Origin of the sequence: Enterobacter cloacae complex sp. CDL013 (assembly GCF_049238805.1) — a bacterium.
GTDB classification, from domain to species: Bacteria; Pseudomonadota; Gammaproteobacteria; order Enterobacterales; family Enterobacteriaceae; genus Enterobacter; species Enterobacter hormaechei_C.
In genome coordinates this window covers 189,682-208,902 of sequence record NZ_JBMKGT010000007.1, presented here as the reverse complement: position 1 = coordinate 208,902, position 19,221 = coordinate 189,682, and the positions used below count along the sequence as shown (strand labels likewise).

The following is a 19,221-nucleotide window of genomic DNA, read 5'->3' as shown; positions in this document are numbered from 1 at the left end:
CTGTGCTGACAACTCTCATTTATCGAAGCCAGCTGAGCTTAACCTGCACCTCTGCAGCGTTAAGCGCGCTGGTTGAACAGGCCAGGATCCGTAACACGGAGCAGGGCATCTCAGGCATTCTTCTCTCCCGTGGACGTGACGTTCTGCAAATTCTCGAAGGCACGGAACAGCGCGTCGTCGCGCTTTTTAACTCCATCCGTGCTGATGACCGGCATACCGGCGTAGTGGAGCTGATGCGCGATTACGGCCCGCGCAGACGTTTCGAAGACGTGGGAATGCTGCTGTTTGACCTGGACGTTCAGACCCCGAAAGCGGTTCTGGCGTCGGTTCTGCATTACAGCAAGCTGGAAAGTTATCTGACTTCTGAGGATCGGGTCTTCAAATTCATTCAGACCTTTATCACCGGTAAAACCGCTATCCCACCCGCTTCGGACTATGAGCCCGATAAATGGACGCTTTCGCGAGAGCGCGCGCCGTTTGGTAAAGGGTTAGGGACAGCCCTGCCAGTTTGCGCTGCAACCCATTGTCGAGCCGTCCGAAGGCAAGATCAGTTCTCTCGAAGCGCTTATACGCGGAAACGACGGCGGCAGCCCGGAGCATTTCTTCCGTAGTCTCGATCGTGAACTGATTTACGAAGTCGACCTGCAAACCAAAGCCTGGACCTTTGCGCTGGCGCAAAAGCTCGGCATCGGCAGCCACAAACTGGCGGTGAACCTGCTGCCAATGTCGCTGGTTAACGTGCCGGGCGCGGTAGAGTTCCTGGTAACGCAGATCAAAAAGCACAATCTACAGCCGGAGCAGGTGATCATTGAAGTCACTGAGAACGAGATGATTTCAGGCTTCAACCAGTTTAACAGCGCGATTAAACAGCTGCGGGCGGAAGGGGTTGGGCTGGCGATAGATGATTTTGGTTCCGGCTATGCTGGTCTTTCGCTGCTCACGCGGTTCCAGCCGGATAAACTCAAAATCGACAGAGAGATCGTCAGCGATATCCACCTGAGCGGGCCCAAGCAGGCGATTGTGAAGTCGATAATCAGCTGCTGCACCGATCTGGAGATTACGCTGGTCGCAGAGGGCATTGAGAAGATAGAAGAGTGGTGCTGGCTTGAATACGCCGGTATTCGGCGCTTCCAGGGCTTTTTGTTCGCCCGCCCGCAGCTCAATGGCGTGGGTGATATCCACTGGCCCCATCGGGTGGGTTAAGCAAATTTTCCCTCGCCATATTTCCCCGACACCCTGCCTGTGCTTAAATAGCTAAACCGGTTTAACATGATTTAGCTAAGAAGGTGATATGGAGACGATCTGGGTACTTGGCGATGCAGTGGTGGATCTGTTGCCCGACGGAGAGGGCAAACTGCTGCAATGTCCTGGCGGCGCACCGGCCAACGTCGCGGTAGGGGTAGCGCGTCTGGGCGGCAGAAGCGCCTTTATAGGCCGGGTGGGCGACGACCCCTTCGGGCGTTTTATGCAAAAAACGCTTGCAGATGAGCAGGTTAATACAGAATGGCTGCGGCTGGATCCGCAGCATCGCACCTCCACGGTGGTGGTGGATCTCGATAACGACGGTGAACGTTCCTTTACCTTTATGGTTCGCCCGAGCGCTGATTTATTCCTCGACGCTGCCGATCTCCCGCCATTCCGCGCCGGGGAGTGGCTGCACGTCTGCTCAATCGCGCTCAGCGCCGAACCCAGCCGTTCCGCGACGTTTCAGGCGATGGCCGCGATCAGACAGGCGGGGGGATTCGTCAGCTTTGATCCCAATATTCGCGCCGATCTCTGGCACGATGAAGTCGAGCTGCGTCAGTGTCTTGAGCGGGCATTAGCCTGTGCAGATGTGGTGAAAATCTCGGTGGAAGAGCTGGCGTTCTTAATCGGAAATGCGCAGGTCCATGAGGGGCTGGCGGCGCTGATGCGCACTTGTCCGGCCAGGCTGGTGCTGGTAACGCAGGGAAAAGAGGGCGTCACCGCCTGGCAGGAAGGCGCGTTGACACACTATGCTGCATCACCCGTGGAATGCATTGATACCACTGGCGCGGGGGATGCTTTCGTCGCCGGGCTGCTGTTCGGTCTGGCACGTTATGGCCAGGCCCGTCTCTCAGAGGTCATTACGTTAGCGCAGCGCTGTGGGGCGCTGGCGACAACCGCAAAAGGGGCAATGACCGCGCTGCCTTATCATCACGAACTGTAATTCACCTCTCCAGGCCACCATTCGGCGGCCTGAATTGTCGCCTCGATCACACTTACTAAAACGGTTTAGCAAAAAACATTGCCGATCTAAAATTCAACGGTTTAGTATCACCAGCCTAAACCGGTTTAGCAATTTAGCACTTTCACCGATAGTTATTAGGGATGCGACAAAATGTATAAAAAACGCAGACTTGCCGTGATGATAGGCATGCTGGCCGGCAGTACCTCTGTTTTTGCCCAGACGGATATGACCCGTATCGAAGCGCGCCTGGCGGCGCTGGAGCAGCGTTTGCAGGAGGCGGAAACTCGCGCGCAGGTTGCTGAAAAGCGCGCCACGGCAGCGGAACAGAAAACGCAGCAGCTGGTGGCTGCGCAGCAGGAAGCGCAAACCTCCACACAGGCGGTGGCGCAACGCACCACGGTGCTGGAAGAAAAAGCCGACCGGACAGGCGGTTTTGAATTTCACGGTTACGCCCGTTCCGGCCTGCTGATGAACGACGCGGCCTCCAGCAGCAAAAGCGGCCCTTATCTGACGCCCGCCGGGGAAACGGGCGGGGCCATCGGGCGTCTGGGGAACGAAGCGGATACCTACGTTGAGCTGAATGTTGAGCACAAACAGACGCTGGAGAATGGCGCGACGACGCGCTTTAAGGCGATGCTGGCCGACGGTCAGAAAACCTATAACGACTGGTCGGCAGACAGCAGCGACCTGAACATTCGTCAGGCCTTTGCCGAGCTGGGAAATTTGCCGGACTTTACCGGCGCGCTGAAGGGCAGCACCTTCTGGGCGGGTAAGCGTTTTGACCGCGACAACTTCGACATTCACTGGCTGGATTCCGACGTAGTATTTCTCGCCGGGACCGGTGGCGGCGTCTACGACGTGAAGTGGAACGATACGCTGCGCAGTAACTTCTCCCTTTATGGCCGTAACTTCGGCAGCGAAGAGGAGATCGACAACAACGTTCAGAACTACATCCTCAGCATGAATCACTTCGCCGGGCCGGTGCAGATGATGGTCAGCGGCTTACGGGCAAAAGATAACGACGACCGTAAGGACAGCAACGGCGATCCGATTAAAACCGACGCGGCCAATAACGGAGTACATGCGCTGGTTGGTCTGCATAACGAGAGCTTCTACGGCCTGCGGGAAGGTTCCGCCAAAACGGCGCTCCTTTACGGCCACGGTCTGGGCGCCGAGGTGAAAAGCATTGGTTCAGACGGCGCGCTGCTGTCAGAAGCCGATACCTGGCGTTTTGCTAGTTACGGTGTCACGCCTCTGGGCGGTGGCTGGCACATTGCGCCCGCCGTGCTGGCTCAAAGCAGTAAAGACCGCTACGTGAAGGGCGACAGCTATGAGTGGGTCACGCTCAACACGCGTCTGATCAAAGAGGTGACCCAGAATTTCGCCCTCGCGTTCGAGGGCAGCTATCAGTACATGGATTTAAGCCCGGAAGGCTACAAGGATCGCAATGCGGTTAACGGTAGCTTCTACAAGCTGACCTTCGCCCCGACGTTAAAGGCGGGCAAGATTGGCGATTTCTTCAGCCGTCCGGAGCTGCGCCTGTTCGCCACCTGGATGGACTGGAGCAGCAAGCTGGATAACTACGCCAGCGATGACGCCTTTGGCAGCAGCGGCTTTAACGCGGGCGGGGAATGGAACTTTGGGGTGCAGATGGAAACCTGGTTTTAACCCTTCACGCTCCCGCATCGCGGGGGCGTTTCGAACACCATAAAAAGAGGTCAGGAAGAGGTATCTATGGATTTTAATCATATTGCGCGCGAGCTTATTCCGCTGCTCGGTGGCAAAGAGAACATTGCCAGCGCGGCACACTGCGCCACGCGCCTTCGTCTGGTGCTGGTCGACGATGCGCTTGCCGACCAGCAGGCTATCGGCAAGGTTGAAGGCGTGAAAGGCTGTTTTCGCAACGCCGGGCAGATGCAGGTGATCTTCGGCACCGGGGTGGTGAATAAGGTTTACGCCGCGTTTATTCAGGCGGCAGGAATTAGCGAGTCCAGTAAATCGGAAGCGGCCGATATTGCGGCCCGCAAGCTGAACCCGTTCCAGCGTATCGCGCGTCTGCTCTCCAACATCTTCGTGCCGATTATCCCGGCGATCGTGGCCTCGGGTCTGCTGATGGGCCTGCTGGGGATGGTTAAAACCTACGGCTGGGTTAATCCGGATAACGCGCTCTATATCATGCTGGATATGTGCAGCTCGGCGGCGTTTATTATTCTGCCGATCCTGATTGGCTTCACCGCCGCGCGGGAGTTTGGCGGCAACCCGTATCTGGGGGCAACGCTCGGCGGCATCCTGACTCATCCGGCGCTGACCAACGCCTGGGGCGTAGCGTCCGGCTTCCACACCATGAACTTCTTCGGTCTTGAAATCGCCATGATTGGCTATCAGGGAACCGTCTTCCCGGTGCTGCTGGCGGTGTGGTTTATGAGCATTGTGGAAAAACAGCTGCGCCGGGCAATACCGGATGCGTTAGATCTGATCCTGACGCCGTTCCTGACCGTCATTATCTCCGGCTTTATCGCGCTGTTGATTATTGGCCCGGCGGGACGCGCGTTGGGCGACGGGATCTCCTTCATTCTTAGCACCCTGATTGCCCACGCGGGCTGGCTGGCCGGGCTGTTGTTTGGTGGGCTCTATTCGGTGATTGTCATTACCGGCATTCACCACAGCTTCCACGCTATTGAGGCCGGACTGCTGGGTAATCCGTCGATTGGCGTTAACTTCCTGCTGCCGATCTGGGCGATGGCGAACGTGGCGCAGGGCGGGGCGTGTCTGGCGGTGTGGTTCAAAACCCGCGATGCTAAAATCAAAGCCATTACCTTACCGTCGGCGTTTTCCGCGATGCTGGGCATCACCGAAGCGGCAATTTTTGGCATCAACCTGCGTTTTGTGAAGCCGTTTATCGCGGCGCTGATCGGTGGTGCGGCGGGCGGTGCCTGGGTGGTGTCGGTGCATGTCTACATGACCGCCGTTGGCCTGACCGCGATTCCCGGTATGGCTATCGTTCAGGCCAGCTCGCTGCTCAACTATATTATCGGCATGGTGATTGCCTTTGGCGTGGCGTTCACCGTCTCTCTGCTGCTGAAATATAAGACGGACTCTGAATAATGACCTTACCTTCCCGCTGGCCTGCCGTGTTGCAGGCCGTGATGCAAGGCCAGCCGCGTGCGCTGGCGGACAGCCACTATCCGCAATGGCATCCCGCGCCGGTGACGGGGCTGATGAATGATCCGAACGGCTTTATCTGGTTTGCCGGACGCTATCATCTGTTTTATCAGTGGAACCCGCTGGGCTGCGATCATCGCTACAAGTGCTGGGGACACTGGAGCTCAGCAGATCTGGTGCACTGGCAGCACGAGCCAATGGCGCTGATGCCTGACGAAGAGTATGACCGCAACGGCTGTTACTCCGGCAGCGCCGTGGATAACAACGGCGTGCTGACCCTGTGCTATACCGGCAACGTTAAGTTTGACGATGGCGGCCGCACCGCCTGGCAGTGTCTGGCGGTGCAAAATGACGACGGCACGTTTGCCAAACTGGGACCGGTGTTGCCTCTGCCGGACGGGTATACCGGGCACGTCCGCGATCCGAAAGTGTGGCGCCATGACGGGCTGTGGTACATGGTGCTCGGGGCGCAGGATCGGCATAAGCGCGGCAAGGTGCTGCTGTTTACGTCAGCCGATTTACACACCTGGGCGTCCTGCGGCGAAATCGCCGGTCACGGCGTCAACGGACTCACGGACGCGGGCTATATGTGGGAGTGCCCGGATCTGTTTGCGCTTGATGGCACACACGTCTTGATCTGCTGCCCGCAGGGGCTGGCGCGCGAACCGCATCGCTATCTCAACACCTATCCGGCCGTCTGGATGAGCGGGGCATTTGATTATCAAACCCCTGCATTTACGCACGGCGAGCTGCATGAGCTTGACGCCGGATTCGAATTTTACGCGCCGCAAACCACGGTGGCAGAAGATGGCCGCCGCCTCCTCATCGGCTGGATGGGCGTGCCGGACGGCGAAGAGATGCTCCAGCCTACGCGGGCGCACGGCTGGATCCACCAGATGACCTGTCCTCGCGAGCTGCGCTACCGCGACGGTAAGCTCTGGCAGACCCCGGTCCGTGAGCTGGAAACGCTGCGCGAGGATGAACACCACTGGCAGGGACGCGCCAGCGATGCCCCGGTGCTGGCGGGAGCGCGTCTTGAGTTCGAACTGAGCGCCTCGTGCGTGAACGTGGATTTTGCCGGCGCGTTGCGACTGATTGTGGATGATGCGGGGATCCGTCTGGAACGCGCCAGTCTGAAAACCGCAGACACGCTGACCCGCTACTGGCAGGGCACTGTTCATCATTTACGCGTGCTGTGTGACCGTTCCAGCGTCGAAATTTTCATCAATCACGGTGAAGGCGTCATGAGCAGCCGCTATTTTCCTGACCATCCGGCCCAGGTACGCTTCGAAGGTGCGTCCGACATCACATTACGCTACTGGTCGCTGCGCAGCTGCATGATAGAATAGAGGTTTTGGCAGCCGGATCTAAGTCGTTGTGAGAAAAACAAAACGCGTCACCATTAAAGATATCGCGGAGCTCGCGGGGGTATCAAAAGCCACCGCCAGCCTGGTGCTGAACGGCCGCAGCAAAGAGCTTCGGGTGGCGGAGGAGACACGCGAGCGCGTGCTGGCGATTGCCAAAGAACATCATTATCAGCCCAGTATTCACGCCCGTTCGCTGCGGGACAACCGCAGCCACACCATTGGTCTGGTGGTGCCGGAAATCACCAACTACGGGTTTGCCGTTTTTTCTCATGAGCTGGAGACCCTCTGCCGCGAGGCGGGTGTTCAGCTGCTGATCTCCTGTAGCGATGAAAATCCGGGCCAGGAGACGGTGGTGGTCAATAACATGGTGGCCCGCCAGGTGGACGGGCTGATTGTCGCCTCCAGCATGCTCAACGACGCGGACTATCAAAAGCTGAGCGAACAGTTGCCCGTTGTGCTTTTTGACCGTCATATGAACGACAGTACTCTGCCGCTGGTCCTCACCGATTCAGTTACCCCAACCGCCACACTGGTGGCCGACATCGCGCGCCAGCATCCGGATGAGTTCTACTTCCTCGGCGGCCAGCCGCGGCTTTCCCCGACGCGTGACCGTCTGGAAGGGTTTAAGCAGGGGCTGCGTGACGCTGGCGTCGAGTTACGTCCGGAGTGGATCATTCATGGTAATTACCATCCGAGCTCCGGCTACGAAATGTTTGCCGAGCTTTGCGCACGCCTGGGCCGCCCGCCAAAAGCCCTTTTTACCGCCGCCTGCGGTCTGCTGGAAGGGGTGTTGCGCTATATGGGGCAACATAATCTGCTGCAAAGCGATATGCGTCTGGCCAGCTTTGACGATCACTATCTCTATGATTCTCTGACCATTCCTGTCGATACCGTTCGTCAGGATAACCGCCAGCTCGCCTGGCACTGCTTTGATCTGATTGGCAAACTGATTGAAGGGGAAACGCCGGAGCCGATCCAGCGTAAGCTGGATGCCACCCTGCAACGGCGATACAAGGCCGTGGAGTGACAGGGTAACGTATGAGCGGTACATCTATAACTTTAATTAATTAAAGATTGGATTCAGCCGATAACCAAAGGGAAATTATATCCCTGAGGTGTGTTATGTCGTTGAAAAAATCATCCCTGATTATCCTGTTTTCCCTGCTTTTCTTCTTTGTGGCCAGCACTATCACCAGCGTTGGGCTCATCATTAAAAGTAATACTTCGCTGGATAATGTGAACAAAGAAATTCAGGTTGTCCTGTCCATTATTGATCCCATTAACCACAGCCGAACCCTGCGCGTCAGGGTTATGGAGTATGTGAAAATGGTGGAAGCGGGGGACGCCACCGACCCGTCTGCGAAACTGGCCTCGGTTAAAGAGGCGCTGACCAAAGCCGATAGTGCATTTTCGGCGTTTATGGCCTCGCCGCGTTTGCAGGACGAAGCCCCGCTGGTCACTGCCTACCAGCAAGCGTGGCAAAATTACCGTAACCAGGGACTGGCACCGCTGATTGCCGCTGCCGCCGCTCACGATGTGTCGCGGTTCAACGCTCTTATTCCCGTGGTGTCTCAACTCGATCGCCAATATGAAATTGTGCTCGATCAGGTTCTCTCCGTTCACCAGAAGTACGCCAAAACGCTGAACGAGGAGGCGAGCCATAATTTTGTGTCGGGTCTGGTTATTATCGCCAGCATTGCGGTGCTGTTCGTGGTGGTGATCTTCGCCGTCAGCCTGCTGATGAAACGCGTGGTCTTTGCGCCGGTGAACCTGGCGCGCGAGCACTGTCGCCAGATTGCGGCCGGGAAGCTGGACGTACCGGTACCGATCAAGCGTGATTCCGGGAATGAAATCGATCACCTGATGTCCTCGATGGAGCAGATGCGCCAGGCGCTGCTCTCCACCATTTCTCAGGTGCGCGATGCCAGCCAAACCGTGACGCATGCAGCGCAGGAAATTGCCTCCGGCAATATCGACCTGGCCTCCCGTACCGAGCAACAGGCTTCGGCCCTGACCCAGACGGCCGCCAGCATGGAAGAGCTGAGCGCGACGGTGGCGAATAACACCGACAACGTTTTCCAGGCCGGTAAGCTGGTGCAGGATGCCGTGAAAAATGCCCATACCGGTGAAGCGGTAACCCGTGAAGTCATCGAAACGATGAATACTATCGCGTCCAATTCGAAGCGTATTGAGGACATCACCAGCGTCATCAACAGCATTGCTTTCCAGACTAATATTCTGGCGCTAAACGCGGCCGTTGAAGCGGCGCGTGCTGGCGCGCAGGGGCGAGGATTTGCCGTGGTAGCAAGTGAAGTGCGCACACTGGCCCAGAAAAGCGCGGTGGCGGCGAAGGATATCGAAAGCCTCATCGCCCAGTCTGTTTCCAGCGTGAAAAACGGTGCGGAACTGGTGAATCGTTCGGGAGAGGTGATTGATTCTATTATCAGCTCTGTGAATAAAGTGCATGCGCTGATGGAACAGATTTCGGTTGCCTCAGAAGAGCAGAGCCGCGGGATTGGTCAGGTTGGGCAGGCCGTAACGGAGATGGACGGTGTGACCCAGCAGAACGCGGCGCTGGTGCAGCAATCCGCCGCCGCCGCCGCCTCGCTGGAGGAGCAGGCGCAGCAGCTTTCCCAGAGTATCTCACGCTTTAGTTTGCCTGCTACGGCGTGATGTTCAGAGAGGCTCCCGAGGGAGCCTTTTTAATGTTTGTATTCAGCCGCTGCACAATCTCCTTCAGCCAATACTGTTATCCATACAGCGCCGCTATCACATAAATTTTCTCTTTCCCCGGCAATATTTCTGTTTCTCATCCGTCTACCTCATCAGAGACCATAATCATTCAACATAAACGAGGCACACATGAGAAATTTTGATATGCACGGAAAAGGTCACGGGCGTGGCTTGGGCCGCCATCGTATGGGTAAGGGCATCGTGATTGGCGCAGTCCTGTTCGTGGTGCTTGGCCTGCTGGTCATGTCCCTGTGGAACGCGTTGCTCCCGGCCATCCTGGGGGTTAAAGCCATTGGCTTCTGGCAGGCGCTGGGGATCCTGCTGCTGAGCCGCATTCTTTTCGGTGGGCTGGGTTTCCGTCCCGGTATGTTCGGTGCGCACCGCCGTATGCACGAACAATGGATGAATATGAGCCCCGAACAACGTGAGGCCTTCATTCAGCAGCGTCGGGCGGGATTTGGGCGCCATGGTCATTGCCGATGGCACGATGGCCGGGATGAAAAACGAGATGATAACGGTGCGAAAGCGCCGGAAGCCGAGTGAGCGATATGAAAGCCGGTGAGGCGGGGGAATCATTACTGATCTCGGCACTCAATGCCTGCCGCACGCGGCTAAAAGCCTTCATTCGCGGAAGGACTGCGGTTCGTGATGATGTCGATGATATTCTTCAGGAAGTGACCTGGCAGTTGATGAAAGTGGAACAACCGGTCGAGAACGTCGCCGCCTGGCTGTTTCGCGCCGCACGAAATGAGATGATCGACCGGGCGCGAAAAAAGCACGAGGTTTCACTGCCGGGGTACCTGACAGCAGATGACGAGGACTTTCCGGAGCAGGAGATTGCAGAAACGTTATTCGGCGTACCGCAAACGCCGGAGGAGGAGTATCTCAACATGCTGCTATGGGAAGAGTTGGGGCAAGCCCTGTCGGAACTGCCGCCACTTCAGCGCGAGGTGTTTGAAAAAACGGAATTTGAGGGCTACAGCATGAAGGTGCTGGCAGAGGAAACAGGCGACAGTGTGCAGGCGTTATTATCCCGCAAACACAAGGCTGTGCGATTTTTGCGTAGTCGCCTCAAGGATATTTATGAAGCGTTGACAGGGCAATAAACTTCGACCACTCTGAAAAACAATATTTTAGAGGGGTCGTTATGCTTCAACGGTTAGCAAAGAAAAAGGTGCTGTTACTCTCTGCTCTGATGGTTTCGGGGCTGGTCAGGGCAGAGGAGTCGCTTCCGGATGTGGTGAAGCACTTCAGTGAACAGCAGGACATCAAGATCATTAAGAAAATTGACGCCCCCGGCGGCGCGACAGCGTGGCTGGGGCAATATCAGGACATGGGCGTGACGCTCTTTCTGACCCCTGACGGAAAGCACGTCGTGTCTGGCTATCTGTATGATGAGAAGGGAACCAACCTCAGCGAGGCCTTTTTCCAGAAAGAGATCTACGCCCCGATGGGCCGCGAGATGTGGAAAAAGCTCAATGCGGCGCATCCCCTGAAGGAGGGCGCGGAGAGTGCCCCGCGCAAAGTCTTCGTCTTTGCCGACCCGTTCTGCCCGTACTGCAAGCAGTTCTGGGCTGAAGCGCAGCCGTGGGTGAAGGCTGGCAAGGTCCAGCTCAACACGCTGCTGGTTGCGTTTCTTAACCCGAACAGCGGGCGTAACGCCTCCGCGATCCTGAATGCGAAAGATCCGGTGTCGGCCTGGAAAGCGTACGAGCTGTCCGGCGGTAAAAAGCTGCCGAAACCTGAAGCTGCGGCTTCCCGGGAAACCGTTGAGATCCTGCAAAATCACCAGACGCTCATGGACAGTCTTGGCGCGAATGCCACACCGGCTATTTATTACCTGAATGAGCAAAACGAACTGCAACAGGTCGTGGGTATGCCAGACGCAAAACAGCTTGAGGCAATGTTCGGACCGAAGCCGTAAAAAGAAAGGCAGAAACAGGACGTTTCTGCCTTTTTTCAGTCAACTACCCCAGCGTCCCCGGAGGTAATTTACTGCTTCCTGCGTCTGCGGCTGGTTAAGATAGTCTTCACGGAACAGGATGGTGCCCTTAACGTCTGGCAGTGAATCATTGAGGTCGAGCTGTTTTTTCAGCTCCGGTACGCCGCCGTTCACCGTCCAGTCCGGTTCGTTTCTGGAAGGCGCGCCCACTTTGTAGAACGCGATCCCGATATACAGACGGGTGTGGGTCGGTTTCACCACGTCAGCCCACCATTTTGTCAGCACATCGTAACGTGCCGCGTCGCGGGCGAAGGGCCAGTAGATCTGCGGCGCAATGTAATCCAGTAATCCCTGCTGTACCCATTTGCGCGTGTCAGCGTAGGATTCATCATAGGCTGCGGCGCCGCGCGTGTCCGAGCCTGCCGGGTCGAAGGAGCGATTGCGCCAGACCCCCGCCGGGCTGACGCCAAATTCGACCTCAGGTTTAGCCTGCTTGATCGCCCTGGAGACCTGCACAATCAACTGCTGCGTATTGTGTCGACGCCAGTCCGCTTTTGACGAAAATCCTTCGCCATAGCGCCTGAAGGTCCAGGCATCATTCAGGGGGGAGCCCGGCGTCTCGGTGTAAAAATAGTCATCGAACTGAACGCCGTCGACAGGGTAATGATTTACCACTTCCATCACCACCTGGGTTATCCAGCCCCGCACCTCGGGAATGCCCGGGTCGAGAACAAAACGATCCCCCGAGGTGCGGATCCACTCCGGATGCAGGACGTACACGCTCGAAGGATGAAGCGACGAGGTGCGGTTAAGCGCGGCGATGGTCGACGGCTTCGTGTTGGTGGAAACGCGGTATGGGTTAAACCAGGCATGAACCTTCATCCCACGCTTGTGCGCTTCATCCAGCATAAACTGAAGCGGATCGTAACCGGGATCTTCCCCGATAGTCCCCGTCAGGGTATCTGACCAGGGCAGTATTTTAGAAGCCCACAGCGCCGTACTGTCCGGTTTTACCTGAAAGAAGACGGTGTTGATCCCAAGATTTTTCAGCTTATCGAGCTTGTCCGTCAACGCCCGCTGTTGCTGGGCGATGCGCTGGTCCGCGCTACGGCCATTCACCGATGAAACGGGAGGCCAGTCGAGACGGGAGACGGTCGCCAGCCAGATCCCGCGCATGGGTTCGTTAGTCTGCTGTACAGGTTTCGCCTGCGGCAGCGGGGTTACGAGTGATTTAGGTGGTTTGGAAGTGCAACTTACCAGTAAAAGCGCGCAGCCAAGCAGCGCGCCAGTCCGTTTTACGTGTCGCATCATTTGCGTGTTAGCTCCTGGGTGTCCGGCTATCCGTCCAGGGATTAAACGCCGGTTCGTCCTGCTCCCCGTTACCGTCATCGTGAAGGGAGTCGAGGTAGAGGGCTTCAACTTCCGCCCGCGCCCATGGGGTGCGGCGCAGGAACTTCAGACTCGATTTAACACTCGGGTCCTTGCGAAAACAGTTGATTTTGATTCGGTTGCCCAGTTCATTCCAGCCATATCGCGCAACCAGCGCGTTAACCTGCATTTCGAGCGTTACGCCATGCAAAGGATCGTTGGAAACATGTGCTGTCATAGGCGTCCGGTAGTCTCATTTTTTATGGGGATGTGATAAACGCTCAAAGGTTACAAGAAAGCAGGGGACGCGGCAATTTCAGCGTGAGGTTCTTCACCCGTGAAGGGTGAAGAAGATTTTCCGGTTAACGCTATTTTTTAAACAGTTCAGGTGCCCACGGCGTTGGGTCTACCTCCATAAAGGGCGCACGCTCAAAGCGGTACTTCAGCGCCCAGGGCACCGTACAGTCGAAAATCGTTTTGCAGGTGATCCCGTTGCCACGAATGGAGGGGCTGTAGTCCGGCGCCTGAGACGGATCGAGCTGGTGTCCGCGGATCCCCGGCAGATGGGTGATGCTGACATCGCCCTGCATACGGGTCGTCATCGCCCACAAGATGTCGTCGCTGTCGAAAATATCCACATCTTCGTCGACGAGAATAATGTTTTTAAGCTCGGAATAGGTGGCTAACGCAATGAGAGCCGCCTGACCCTGACGCCCTTCGTCAGAGGGCTGGCGTTTTTTCACCTGCAATATGCCAAGGAACTTGCCGCCGCCAGCGGTATGCGCATAGACGTTTTGCAGAAAACCGGGAATGGCTTCTTCCACCGCATTACGGATGCTGGCCTCCGTTGGCAAACCGGCCAGCGTGGTGTGCTCTTCGCCCGGTCCTACCAGGGTTTGCAGGATCGCCTGATGACGCATCGTGACGGCCTTCACTTTGATTACCGGTAAGGAGGGGTTAGCCTCCCCGCAGTAGCCGGGAAATTTCGGCATCGCGTGCCCGGTGTGGGTATGCTGATCTTCTTCTACGCGCACGCCCGGCAGCAGTTCGCCTTCGATGATAATTTCCGCACGCGCAATCGCTTTTTCATTTACGGCCACACCCTGCACCAGCTCGACGGGGGTCTGACGTAACGCACCGGCGACACCCAGTTCGTTGTAGCCGAAGGGCGTGGTAGGGGCTTCGAAACAGGCGCCAATATAGATAGCGGGATCGAGACCCATATTGATCGTGACCGGCAACGGTTTACCCGCCTCCTCGGCTTTCTTACGGAACACTTCAATATGGCGGCCCGCGGCAAGAAACATGGAGAGCTCATCGCGCTCCTGAACGCAGAGACGGTGAATAGTGACATCGGTCAGTGAGGCATCTTCCGGATCGCTTGCCAGCACCAGCCCCAGACAGAAGAACGGACCGGCATCTATCGGCGTGTTGGTCGGTGCCGGAAGCAATTTACGCAGATCGAAGTCCGGATTGTCGGCATAAAACACCTGTTCCTGACACGGCGCCTGGGCCGCCGGGACGACAACGGGAGCAATCGGGTTTTTCACGGCCTGGCCGACATGTTTTGCCAGTTCAGAGGGTTCGCAGCCCAACAGGAGCGCCGCCCGCTCGCGGCTGGCGTGCATTCCGACCAGAATACGGGAGTCGGGGTATCCCTTAATAGCGTTAAACATCATCGCCGGGCCAATGCGCGTCGGACGTTTTACCGTGCCGCCAGCACCAATATGCCGGTACACACCCGCCAGCTCCGCGTCAGGATCGACCGGATGGCTGGTTTCAAGGTATTGACCTTCATGGCGTTTTAGCAGTTCGATAGCACTTCTGAGATCGTTGATGTGGTTTTCCATATTTTTCCCCCCTCGGATGAATGCATCCATTCTTAACCGGACGAAGAGGGCTATCAATTGCATCATTTATGCTATTTTAATATGAATTTTATTATCAATAATAAAGGCATGGTATGCAGTTTCGACTGATGCGCAATTTTATCGTGGTGGCGGAAGAGCTTCACATGCATCGAGCGGCGGAGCGCCTTAACATGGCGCAGCCCGCGCTGAGTCAGCAGATAAAAACGCTTGAAGATCGTCTGGGGGTAATGCTCTTTAGCCGGGCGAATCGTCGCCTGACGCTGACGCCAGCCGGTGAGGCGTTTCTCAGTAAAGCCAGAGTCGCGATTTTAATGACCGATCAGGCGATTCTGGATGCCAGACAGACGGCCAGAGGAGAACAGGGCGTGCTGAATCTCGGATGTGTTTCAAGTGCGATATTCGACAGTAAGCTGCCCGCCGCGCTGCGGCTTTTACATGAGAAATGGCCCGCCATCAGCCTTTCCATGATGACGGGAAATGTGCAAACCCTTTATACCGGCGTGCAAAGCAACCAGCTGGATGTGGCCATTATTCGTGCCCCGTTACCGCTGCTGCCTGACGATCTGCAAAGCCGTCCTTTCACAACGGAAAAAGCCGTGCTGGCCCTACCTCGTCAACACAGCCTGGCGGGCTCCGCCGCGCTGACGCTTGCGTCGGTGAAAGAGGAGAAGTGGATCGCCCTGCGCGACCCGGAGGGGATGGGGCTGGAGCAATATTTCTATGATGCCTGCCACAGCGCGGGCATACAGCCTGACGTTGTGCAAAATGCCACCGATGTCCCCACGGTGGTAAGCCTCGTCTCGGCAGGGTTTGGCATCGCGATGCTGCCGGCTTCAGCGAAGGCGATATGCGTACGAAACGTCGTCTTTGTGGATATTCTTGACCGACTCCGGGAGAGCGAGCTGACGCTGGTTTGCCACCGGATTATTCGCTCTGAGGTGCTGAAAAAATTGATGAGTATCCTCGTTCACACCTGACGTCCGGCGGCCTGAAGAAGCTGTTCACGTAGCCAGCGGTTAGCCGGATCCTGGCTGTTTTTCGGGTGCCAGTACATACCGATGACGATCGGCGGGAGATCCAGCGGCGGCGGAAAAATATCAAGCGTTTGCGTAAACCGTAGTAACATGCGTCTGGGTAAGGTGCAGAGCAAATCGGTACCGGCAACAATCGCAGGCGCCATCGCATAGCTTTGCGTCGACATCACTACGTTACGCTGGTGGCCAAGCCCCGCCAGATGCTGATCGACAAGGCCCGCGAACGGGTCGCCCTCGGATGAAACCACCAGGTGGGAAAGGCTACAATAGCTATCCAGATCCATCGGACCCGTACCGCGCGGATGGCCTTTTCGCTGAGCTGTGGCATATTCATCGTCAAACAGCTTGCGTCTGACCCATGCATCGTGCGCCACCGCGTTAACGCCGACATAAATATCCACATCGCCATTTTCCATCTGCGCTGGCAGCAGTTGGGTTTCCGGGAGCGCAAAACGCAGGCGGATACCTGGCGCCGCACTGCTAATCTGATTCTGCAACTCTGCCCCCAGCATCAGCGCCGGGTTCTCGTGCAAGGCAATCACAAAGGTGCGGTTGCTGTTCTGCGCGTTAAACGTGGTGGGTTCAAGCATCGCCGATATACCCTGCAAAACCGTCGCGACCTGCGGCCTTAACGCCTCGGCGCGCGGCGTCGGTAACACCCCACGTCCGTGTGGGGAAGGGACAAACAGCGGCTCACCAAACAACACGCGCAGGCGCGCAAGGCGGGCAGACATCGCCGGCTGGCTGATGCCCAGCCGCGCGGCGGCATGGGTGATATTCTGGTCCCTGAGTAACGCATCCAGCGTCAGGATCAGGTCCATATCCATATCGGAGGGGGACATCTTATTTTGCGTCACGGTTGGTATAGGTCACCGGAACCCACGCGTAGCCGTCCCGCTCACCTTTCGTCACATAGCCGATCCCGGGGAAAGGCAGATGTGGCGCCGCAATCAGCGCTTTATTTTTCACAAACTCAGCGAAAGCAGCGTTGCGCACCCGGGCGGCGCCGTCCTGATCCTCATCGTAAGCAATCGTCACGTTGGGCTGTGGGAACTGAACCGCGGCAACGTGAATGATGTCGCCGACAAAAGTCATTTTTTCACCTTTGCTCTCCAGCGTGTAGAACGCGGAGCCTGGAGTGTGACCCGGGTGAACCGTACCGCTGATGCCCGGCAGAAGCTGTTCCGTGCCGGAGAAGGTCGTCACTTTTCCGGCATCCAGATAGGGCTTTAAGGTCTTGTGCGCGACGTCGAAGTAGTTCTGGTCATAGCCAGACTTTTTCTGGTTCTCGTCGTTAAAGAAGAAATCGATATCCGGTTTGCCGACATACACCTGCGCGCGGGTAAACACGCGCTGACCGTCTTTAACCAGGCCGCCAGCGTGATCGGAGTGCGCATGGGTGATCAGAATATCGGTAATATCTTCGGGTTTGATGCCCTGGGTCGCCAGGCTCTCAATCAGCCGCCCGCCTTTGCCGGGGCCAAACAGCTGACCAGAACCGGTATCCACCAGAATTTTGTGGCCGGGGATGGCGATATAGAACGCGTTAATCGACGCTTCCACCGGATTGGCCTGGAAGTTTTTAGCCAGTAACGCATCGGTATTTTCCGCCGTCGTCCGGCGCAGTAAGGCGTGCAGATCCTGCGGCACGCTCCCGTCCGTAAAGGCGGTGACAATCGTATCGCCAACCTGAACGCTGTAGCCGCCAGCCTGCTGTTTCACCACATGCTGCGGAACGCTGGCCACCGCGTGGATAGCGGGAAAGAATAAAACCGAACCGGTCAACAGGGTTGATATCGCAAGTTTTTTCACAGTAAACATGATGGGCTCCTCAATAGTAAGTTCATCATAGTTCAACTGCGATTTTTGAGAACCGCCGGGAAGTGAATGTGACCTATCCATGGAATGGATAGGTCTGAGAGGATGCTTTACAGCACGCCGGTACCGCCGTCAGAGCACCACACTTGCCCGGAGGCGTATGAGCAGGTATCGGAGGCAAACAATACATACAGCGGTGCGATTTCAACCGGCTGGCCCGGTCTGCCCAGGGGCGTATCTTCCCCGAACTTCTGAACTTTGGACTGCGGCTGGCCGCCGCTGGACTGAAGAGGCGTCCAGTATGGACCTGGCGCGACGGCATTCACCCGAATGCCACGCGGTCCCAGCTGCTGGGCCAGAGACTTGGTAAAGGCTACGTTACAGGCTTTGGTCTGCGCATAGTCCACCAGGATCGCGCTCGGTTTAAACGCCTGAACGGAAGTGGTGTTAATGATCACGGCGCCTTCCTGCAAATGGCGCAGCGCAGCTTTGGTGATCCAGAAGGGGGCATAGACGTTGGTCTTAAACGTCGCGTCAAAATCTGCCGTGGTGAGATCGTCGATCGATTCGCAGTACTGCTGGCGTCCGGCGTTATTCACCAGGATATCCAGGCCACCCAGTTCCGCGACGGCTTTTTCCACCAGCGTATCGCAAAACGACTCCACGCGAATGTCGCCCGGAATGGCGACCGCTTTACGGCCTTCAGCCTGAATCAGCGCAATGACCGATGCCGCATCGGACTCCTCTTCCGGCAGATAGCCAATAGCGACATCTGCGCCTTCACGGGCATAGGCGATCGCTACCGCGCGACCAATTCCGGAATCACCGCCGGTAATCAGCGCTTTTTTTCCTGCCAGTTTTCCTGACCCGATATAACTTGTTTCACCATGATCCGGTATTGGCTTCATTTCCGATGCCAGCCCGGGGGCCCTTTGCGGTTGTTCAGCAAACGGTGGACGAGGGTAATGCAGCGTGTGATTATTTCCTGTAGACATACCGGCCTCCTTAATAGTGAATTCCAAGATTAGTCGTTAATTAAACGTAAGCGGGCAAAATTGACAAATTCAGACAAATCTATCTTCCGGTAGCGGATATAAAATATTTTCTCAAGCCAGCATGTAATACCAGAAAAGGGCGACCTCATCTTTTTCCGGCAGGGCGTTGTAAAGGTAGCGATCGTAACCGCCGAGAATAAACCCATAGTGACGATAAAAAAGACAGGCAGAAACATTAACGTTCTGCGTCTCCAGCCGTAAACCGGGCGCATTGAGGCTTCGCGCCCAGACGTGGGTGGCGGACATCAGCTTGTGCGCCGCGCCCGTACGACGCTTTGAACGCTCCACGGCAATGTAATCCACCGATATAAATTTATTCCAGTTGCAGGACGCGGTAATAAAACCGGCGATTTCACCGTCATCCGTTTCGGCGATAAGAAATATTGAATCCGGATTAACACAATGATTTTCCAGCGTCTGGAGATCCAGTTCATAGGTTTTAAGATAAGGTTCGGTCAGCGCCTCGATATGCAAATCACCATTGAGAAAAGGCTCTCTGGCAATCTCATCGACCGTAAAAGAAAAATCACAGCATTCAAGACGGGCGAGGTCGGTGCTTAATCCTTTTCGAATATGCATAGTATTCCTTAAGTGGGAGTTATATATAGATAATAGACGAAGCGGCATACCCTGCTGGCATAACACTCTGTAGATCCTGGTCT

General features: G+C 56.4%; 17 protein-coding genes and 1 pseudogene. 11 read left to right on the top strand and 7 right to left on the bottom strand.

The features are described 5' to 3' along the window. The first annotated feature begins 2 nt into the window (after nucleotides 1–2). The 10 genes and pseudogenes from ACOTXD_RS16100 (at nucleotide 3) to dsbG (ending at nucleotide 11,395) form a co-directional block, all read left to right on the top strand. Nucleotides 3–1,203, top strand: a pseudogene (locus tag ACOTXD_RS16100) (diguanylate phosphodiesterase). A gap of 88 nt (nucleotides 1,204–1,291) precedes the next feature. Continuing rightward, complete coding sequence (locus ACOTXD_RS16095) at nucleotides 1,292–2,188, top strand: aminoimidazole riboside kinase (RefSeq protein ID WP_061856098.1); 897 nt, start codon at nucleotides 1,292–1,294, stop codon at nucleotides 2,186–2,188. 171 nt (nucleotides 2,189–2,359) lie between these two features. Continuing rightward, nucleotides 2,360–3,877: a carbohydrate porin gene (locus tag ACOTXD_RS16090; RefSeq protein WP_023303760.1), complete on the top strand. Its 1,518-nt coding sequence runs from the start codon at nucleotides 2,360–2,362 to the stop codon at nucleotides 3,875–3,877. Between the two features lie 66 nt (nucleotides 3,878–3,943). Next, nucleotides 3,944–5,314, top strand: a complete 1,371-nt coding sequence (locus tag ACOTXD_RS16085) for a sucrose-specific PTS transporter subunit IIBC (protein ID WP_032609238.1) — start codon at nucleotides 3,944–3,946, stop codon at nucleotides 5,312–5,314. Then, nucleotides 5,314–6,720, top strand: coding sequence for a sucrose-6-phosphate hydrolase (locus tag ACOTXD_RS16080; RefSeq protein ID WP_061856099.1), 1,407 nt, complete (start codon nucleotides 5,314–5,316; stop codon nucleotides 6,718–6,720). The genes ACOTXD_RS16085 and ACOTXD_RS16080 overlap by 1 nt, the downstream gene beginning before the upstream one ends. A gap of 28 nt (nucleotides 6,721–6,748) precedes the next feature. Then, on the top strand, nucleotides 6,749–7,765 hold the full coding sequence (locus ACOTXD_RS16075) for a LacI family DNA-binding transcriptional regulator (protein WP_048244109.1): 1,017 nt from the start codon (nucleotides 6,749–6,751) through the stop codon (nucleotides 7,763–7,765). Between the two features lie 95 nt (nucleotides 7,766–7,860). After that, complete coding sequence (locus ACOTXD_RS16070; RefSeq protein WP_061856100.1) at nucleotides 7,861–9,411, top strand: methyl-accepting chemotaxis protein; 1,551 nt, start codon at nucleotides 7,861–7,863, stop codon at nucleotides 9,409–9,411. 189 nt (nucleotides 9,412–9,600) lie between these two features. Next, nucleotides 9,601–10,014: a hypothetical protein gene (locus ACOTXD_RS16065; protein WP_015570500.1), complete on the top strand. Its 414-nt coding sequence runs from the start codon at nucleotides 9,601–9,603 to the stop codon at nucleotides 10,012–10,014. Between the two features lie 5 nt (nucleotides 10,015–10,019). Next, entirely contained in the window at nucleotides 10,020–10,577 is a 558-nt protein-coding gene (locus ACOTXD_RS16060) for an RNA polymerase sigma factor (RefSeq protein ID WP_198531428.1), read from the top strand. 41 nt (nucleotides 10,578–10,618) lie between these two features. Next, nucleotides 10,619–11,395: a thiol:disulfide interchange protein DsbG gene (dsbG, locus tag ACOTXD_RS16055; protein ID WP_061856102.1), complete on the top strand. Its 777-nt coding sequence runs from the start codon at nucleotides 10,619–10,621 to the stop codon at nucleotides 11,393–11,395. A 39-nt stretch (nucleotides 11,396–11,434) separates the two neighbouring features. On the opposite strand, the gene ACOTXD_RS16050 is transcribed toward dsbG, so the two are convergent. The 3 genes from ACOTXD_RS16050 to ACOTXD_RS16040 all read right to left on the bottom strand — a co-directional run bounded on the left by ACOTXD_RS16050 (nucleotide 11,435) and on the right by ACOTXD_RS16040 (nucleotide 14,631). Continuing rightward, a complete protein-coding gene (locus ACOTXD_RS16050) occupies nucleotides 11,435–12,724 on the bottom strand; it encodes a glycoside hydrolase family 10 protein (protein ID WP_058647880.1) in 1,290 nt (429 codons plus the stop codon). A gap of 7 nt (nucleotides 12,725–12,731) precedes the next feature. Continuing rightward, on the bottom strand, nucleotides 12,732–13,019 hold the full coding sequence (locus ACOTXD_RS16045; RefSeq protein WP_003857097.1) for a VF530 family DNA-binding protein: 288 nt from the start codon (nucleotides 13,017–13,019) through the stop codon (nucleotides 12,732–12,734). 130 nt (nucleotides 13,020–13,149) lie between these two features. Further along, nucleotides 13,150–14,631, bottom strand: a complete 1,482-nt coding sequence (locus ACOTXD_RS16040) for a UbiD family decarboxylase (protein ID WP_421766460.1) — start codon at nucleotides 14,629–14,631, stop codon at nucleotides 13,150–13,152. Nucleotides 14,632–14,744: 113 nt separating this feature from the next. On the opposite strand from ACOTXD_RS16040, the gene ACOTXD_RS16035 reads away from it, so the two are divergent. Beyond that, the gene (locus ACOTXD_RS16035; RefSeq protein WP_059370511.1) at nucleotides 14,745–15,629 is read left to right on the top strand and encodes a LysR substrate-binding domain-containing protein; all 885 of its coding nucleotides are present in this window, start codon (nucleotides 14,745–14,747) and stop codon (nucleotides 15,627–15,629) included. On the opposite strand, the gene ACOTXD_RS16030 is transcribed toward ACOTXD_RS16035, so the two are convergent. The 4 genes from ACOTXD_RS16030 to ACOTXD_RS16015 all read right to left on the bottom strand — a co-directional run bounded on the left by ACOTXD_RS16030 (nucleotide 15,620) and on the right by ACOTXD_RS16015 (nucleotide 19,138). Further along, the gene (locus ACOTXD_RS16030) at nucleotides 15,620–16,528 is read right to left on the bottom strand and encodes a LysR family transcriptional regulator (protein ID WP_126501226.1); all 909 of its coding nucleotides are present in this window, start codon (nucleotides 16,526–16,528) and stop codon (nucleotides 15,620–15,622) included. The genes ACOTXD_RS16035 and ACOTXD_RS16030 overlap by 10 nt on opposite strands. Nucleotide 16,529: 1 nt before the next feature. Beyond that, nucleotides 16,530–17,507, bottom strand: a complete 978-nt coding sequence (locus ACOTXD_RS16025; protein ID WP_022651208.1) for an MBL fold metallo-hydrolase — start codon at nucleotides 17,505–17,507, stop codon at nucleotides 16,530–16,532. Between the two features lie 107 nt (nucleotides 17,508–17,614). After that, complete coding sequence (locus ACOTXD_RS16020; RefSeq protein WP_022651207.1) at nucleotides 17,615–18,499, bottom strand: SDR family oxidoreductase; 885 nt, start codon at nucleotides 18,497–18,499, stop codon at nucleotides 17,615–17,617. Nucleotides 18,500–18,610: 111 nt separating this feature from the next. Further along, complete coding sequence (locus ACOTXD_RS16015; RefSeq protein ID WP_003857109.1) at nucleotides 18,611–19,138, bottom strand: GNAT family N-acetyltransferase; 528 nt, start codon at nucleotides 19,136–19,138, stop codon at nucleotides 18,611–18,613. Between the last annotated feature and the right edge of the window lie 83 nt (nucleotides 19,139–19,221).

Excerpts from the sequence above, each read along its gene's own strand:
- ACOTXD_RS16095 (WP_061856098.1), top strand. The coding sequence starts at position 1,292 with ATGGAGACGATCTGGGTACTTGGCGATGCAGTGGTGGATCTGTTGCCC.
- ACOTXD_RS16090 (WP_023303760.1), top strand. The coding sequence starts at position 2,360 with ATGTATAAAAAACGCAGACTTGCCGTGATGATAGGCATGCTGGCCGGC.
- ACOTXD_RS16085 (WP_032609238.1), top strand. The coding sequence starts at position 3,944 with ATGGATTTTAATCATATTGCGCGCGAGCTTATTCCGCTGCTCGGTGGC.
- ACOTXD_RS16080 (WP_061856099.1), top strand. The coding sequence starts at position 5,314 with ATGACCTTACCTTCCCGCTGGCCTGCCGTGTTGCAGGCCGTGATGCAA.
- ACOTXD_RS16070 (WP_061856100.1), top strand. The coding sequence starts at position 7,861 with ATGTCGTTGAAAAAATCATCCCTGATTATCCTGTTTTCCCTGCTTTTC.
- ACOTXD_RS16065 (WP_015570500.1), top strand. The coding sequence starts at position 9,601 with ATGAGAAATTTTGATATGCACGGAAAAGGTCACGGGCGTGGCTTGGGC.
- ACOTXD_RS16060 (WP_198531428.1), top strand. The coding sequence starts at position 10,020 with ATGAAAGCCGGTGAGGCGGGGGAATCATTACTGATCTCGGCACTCAAT.
- dsbG (WP_061856102.1), top strand. The coding sequence starts at position 10,619 with ATGCTTCAACGGTTAGCAAAGAAAAAGGTGCTGTTACTCTCTGCTCTG.
- ACOTXD_RS16050 (WP_058647880.1), bottom strand. The coding sequence starts at position 12,724 with ATGATGCGACACGTAAAACGGACTGGCGCGCTGCTTGGCTGCGCGCTT.
- ACOTXD_RS16045 (WP_003857097.1), bottom strand. The coding sequence starts at position 13,019 with ATGACAGCACATGTTTCCAACGATCCTTTGCATGGCGTAACGCTCGAA.
- ACOTXD_RS16040 (WP_421766460.1), bottom strand. The coding sequence starts at position 14,631 with ATGGAAAACCACATCAACGATCTCAGAAGTGCTATCGAACTGCTAAAA.
- ACOTXD_RS16035 (WP_059370511.1), top strand. The coding sequence starts at position 14,745 with ATGCAGTTTCGACTGATGCGCAATTTTATCGTGGTGGCGGAAGAGCTT.
- ACOTXD_RS16030 (WP_126501226.1), bottom strand. The coding sequence starts at position 16,528 with ATGTCCCCCTCCGATATGGATATGGACCTGATCCTGACGCTGGATGCG.
- ACOTXD_RS16025 (WP_022651208.1), bottom strand. The coding sequence starts at position 17,507 with ATGTTTACTGTGAAAAAACTTGCGATATCAACCCTGTTGACCGGTTCG.
- ACOTXD_RS16020 (WP_022651207.1), bottom strand. The coding sequence starts at position 18,499 with ATGTCTACAGGAAATAATCACACGCTGCATTACCCTCGTCCACCGTTT.
- ACOTXD_RS16015 (WP_003857109.1), bottom strand. The coding sequence starts at position 19,138 with ATGCATATTCGAAAAGGATTAAGCACCGACCTCGCCCGTCTTGAATGC.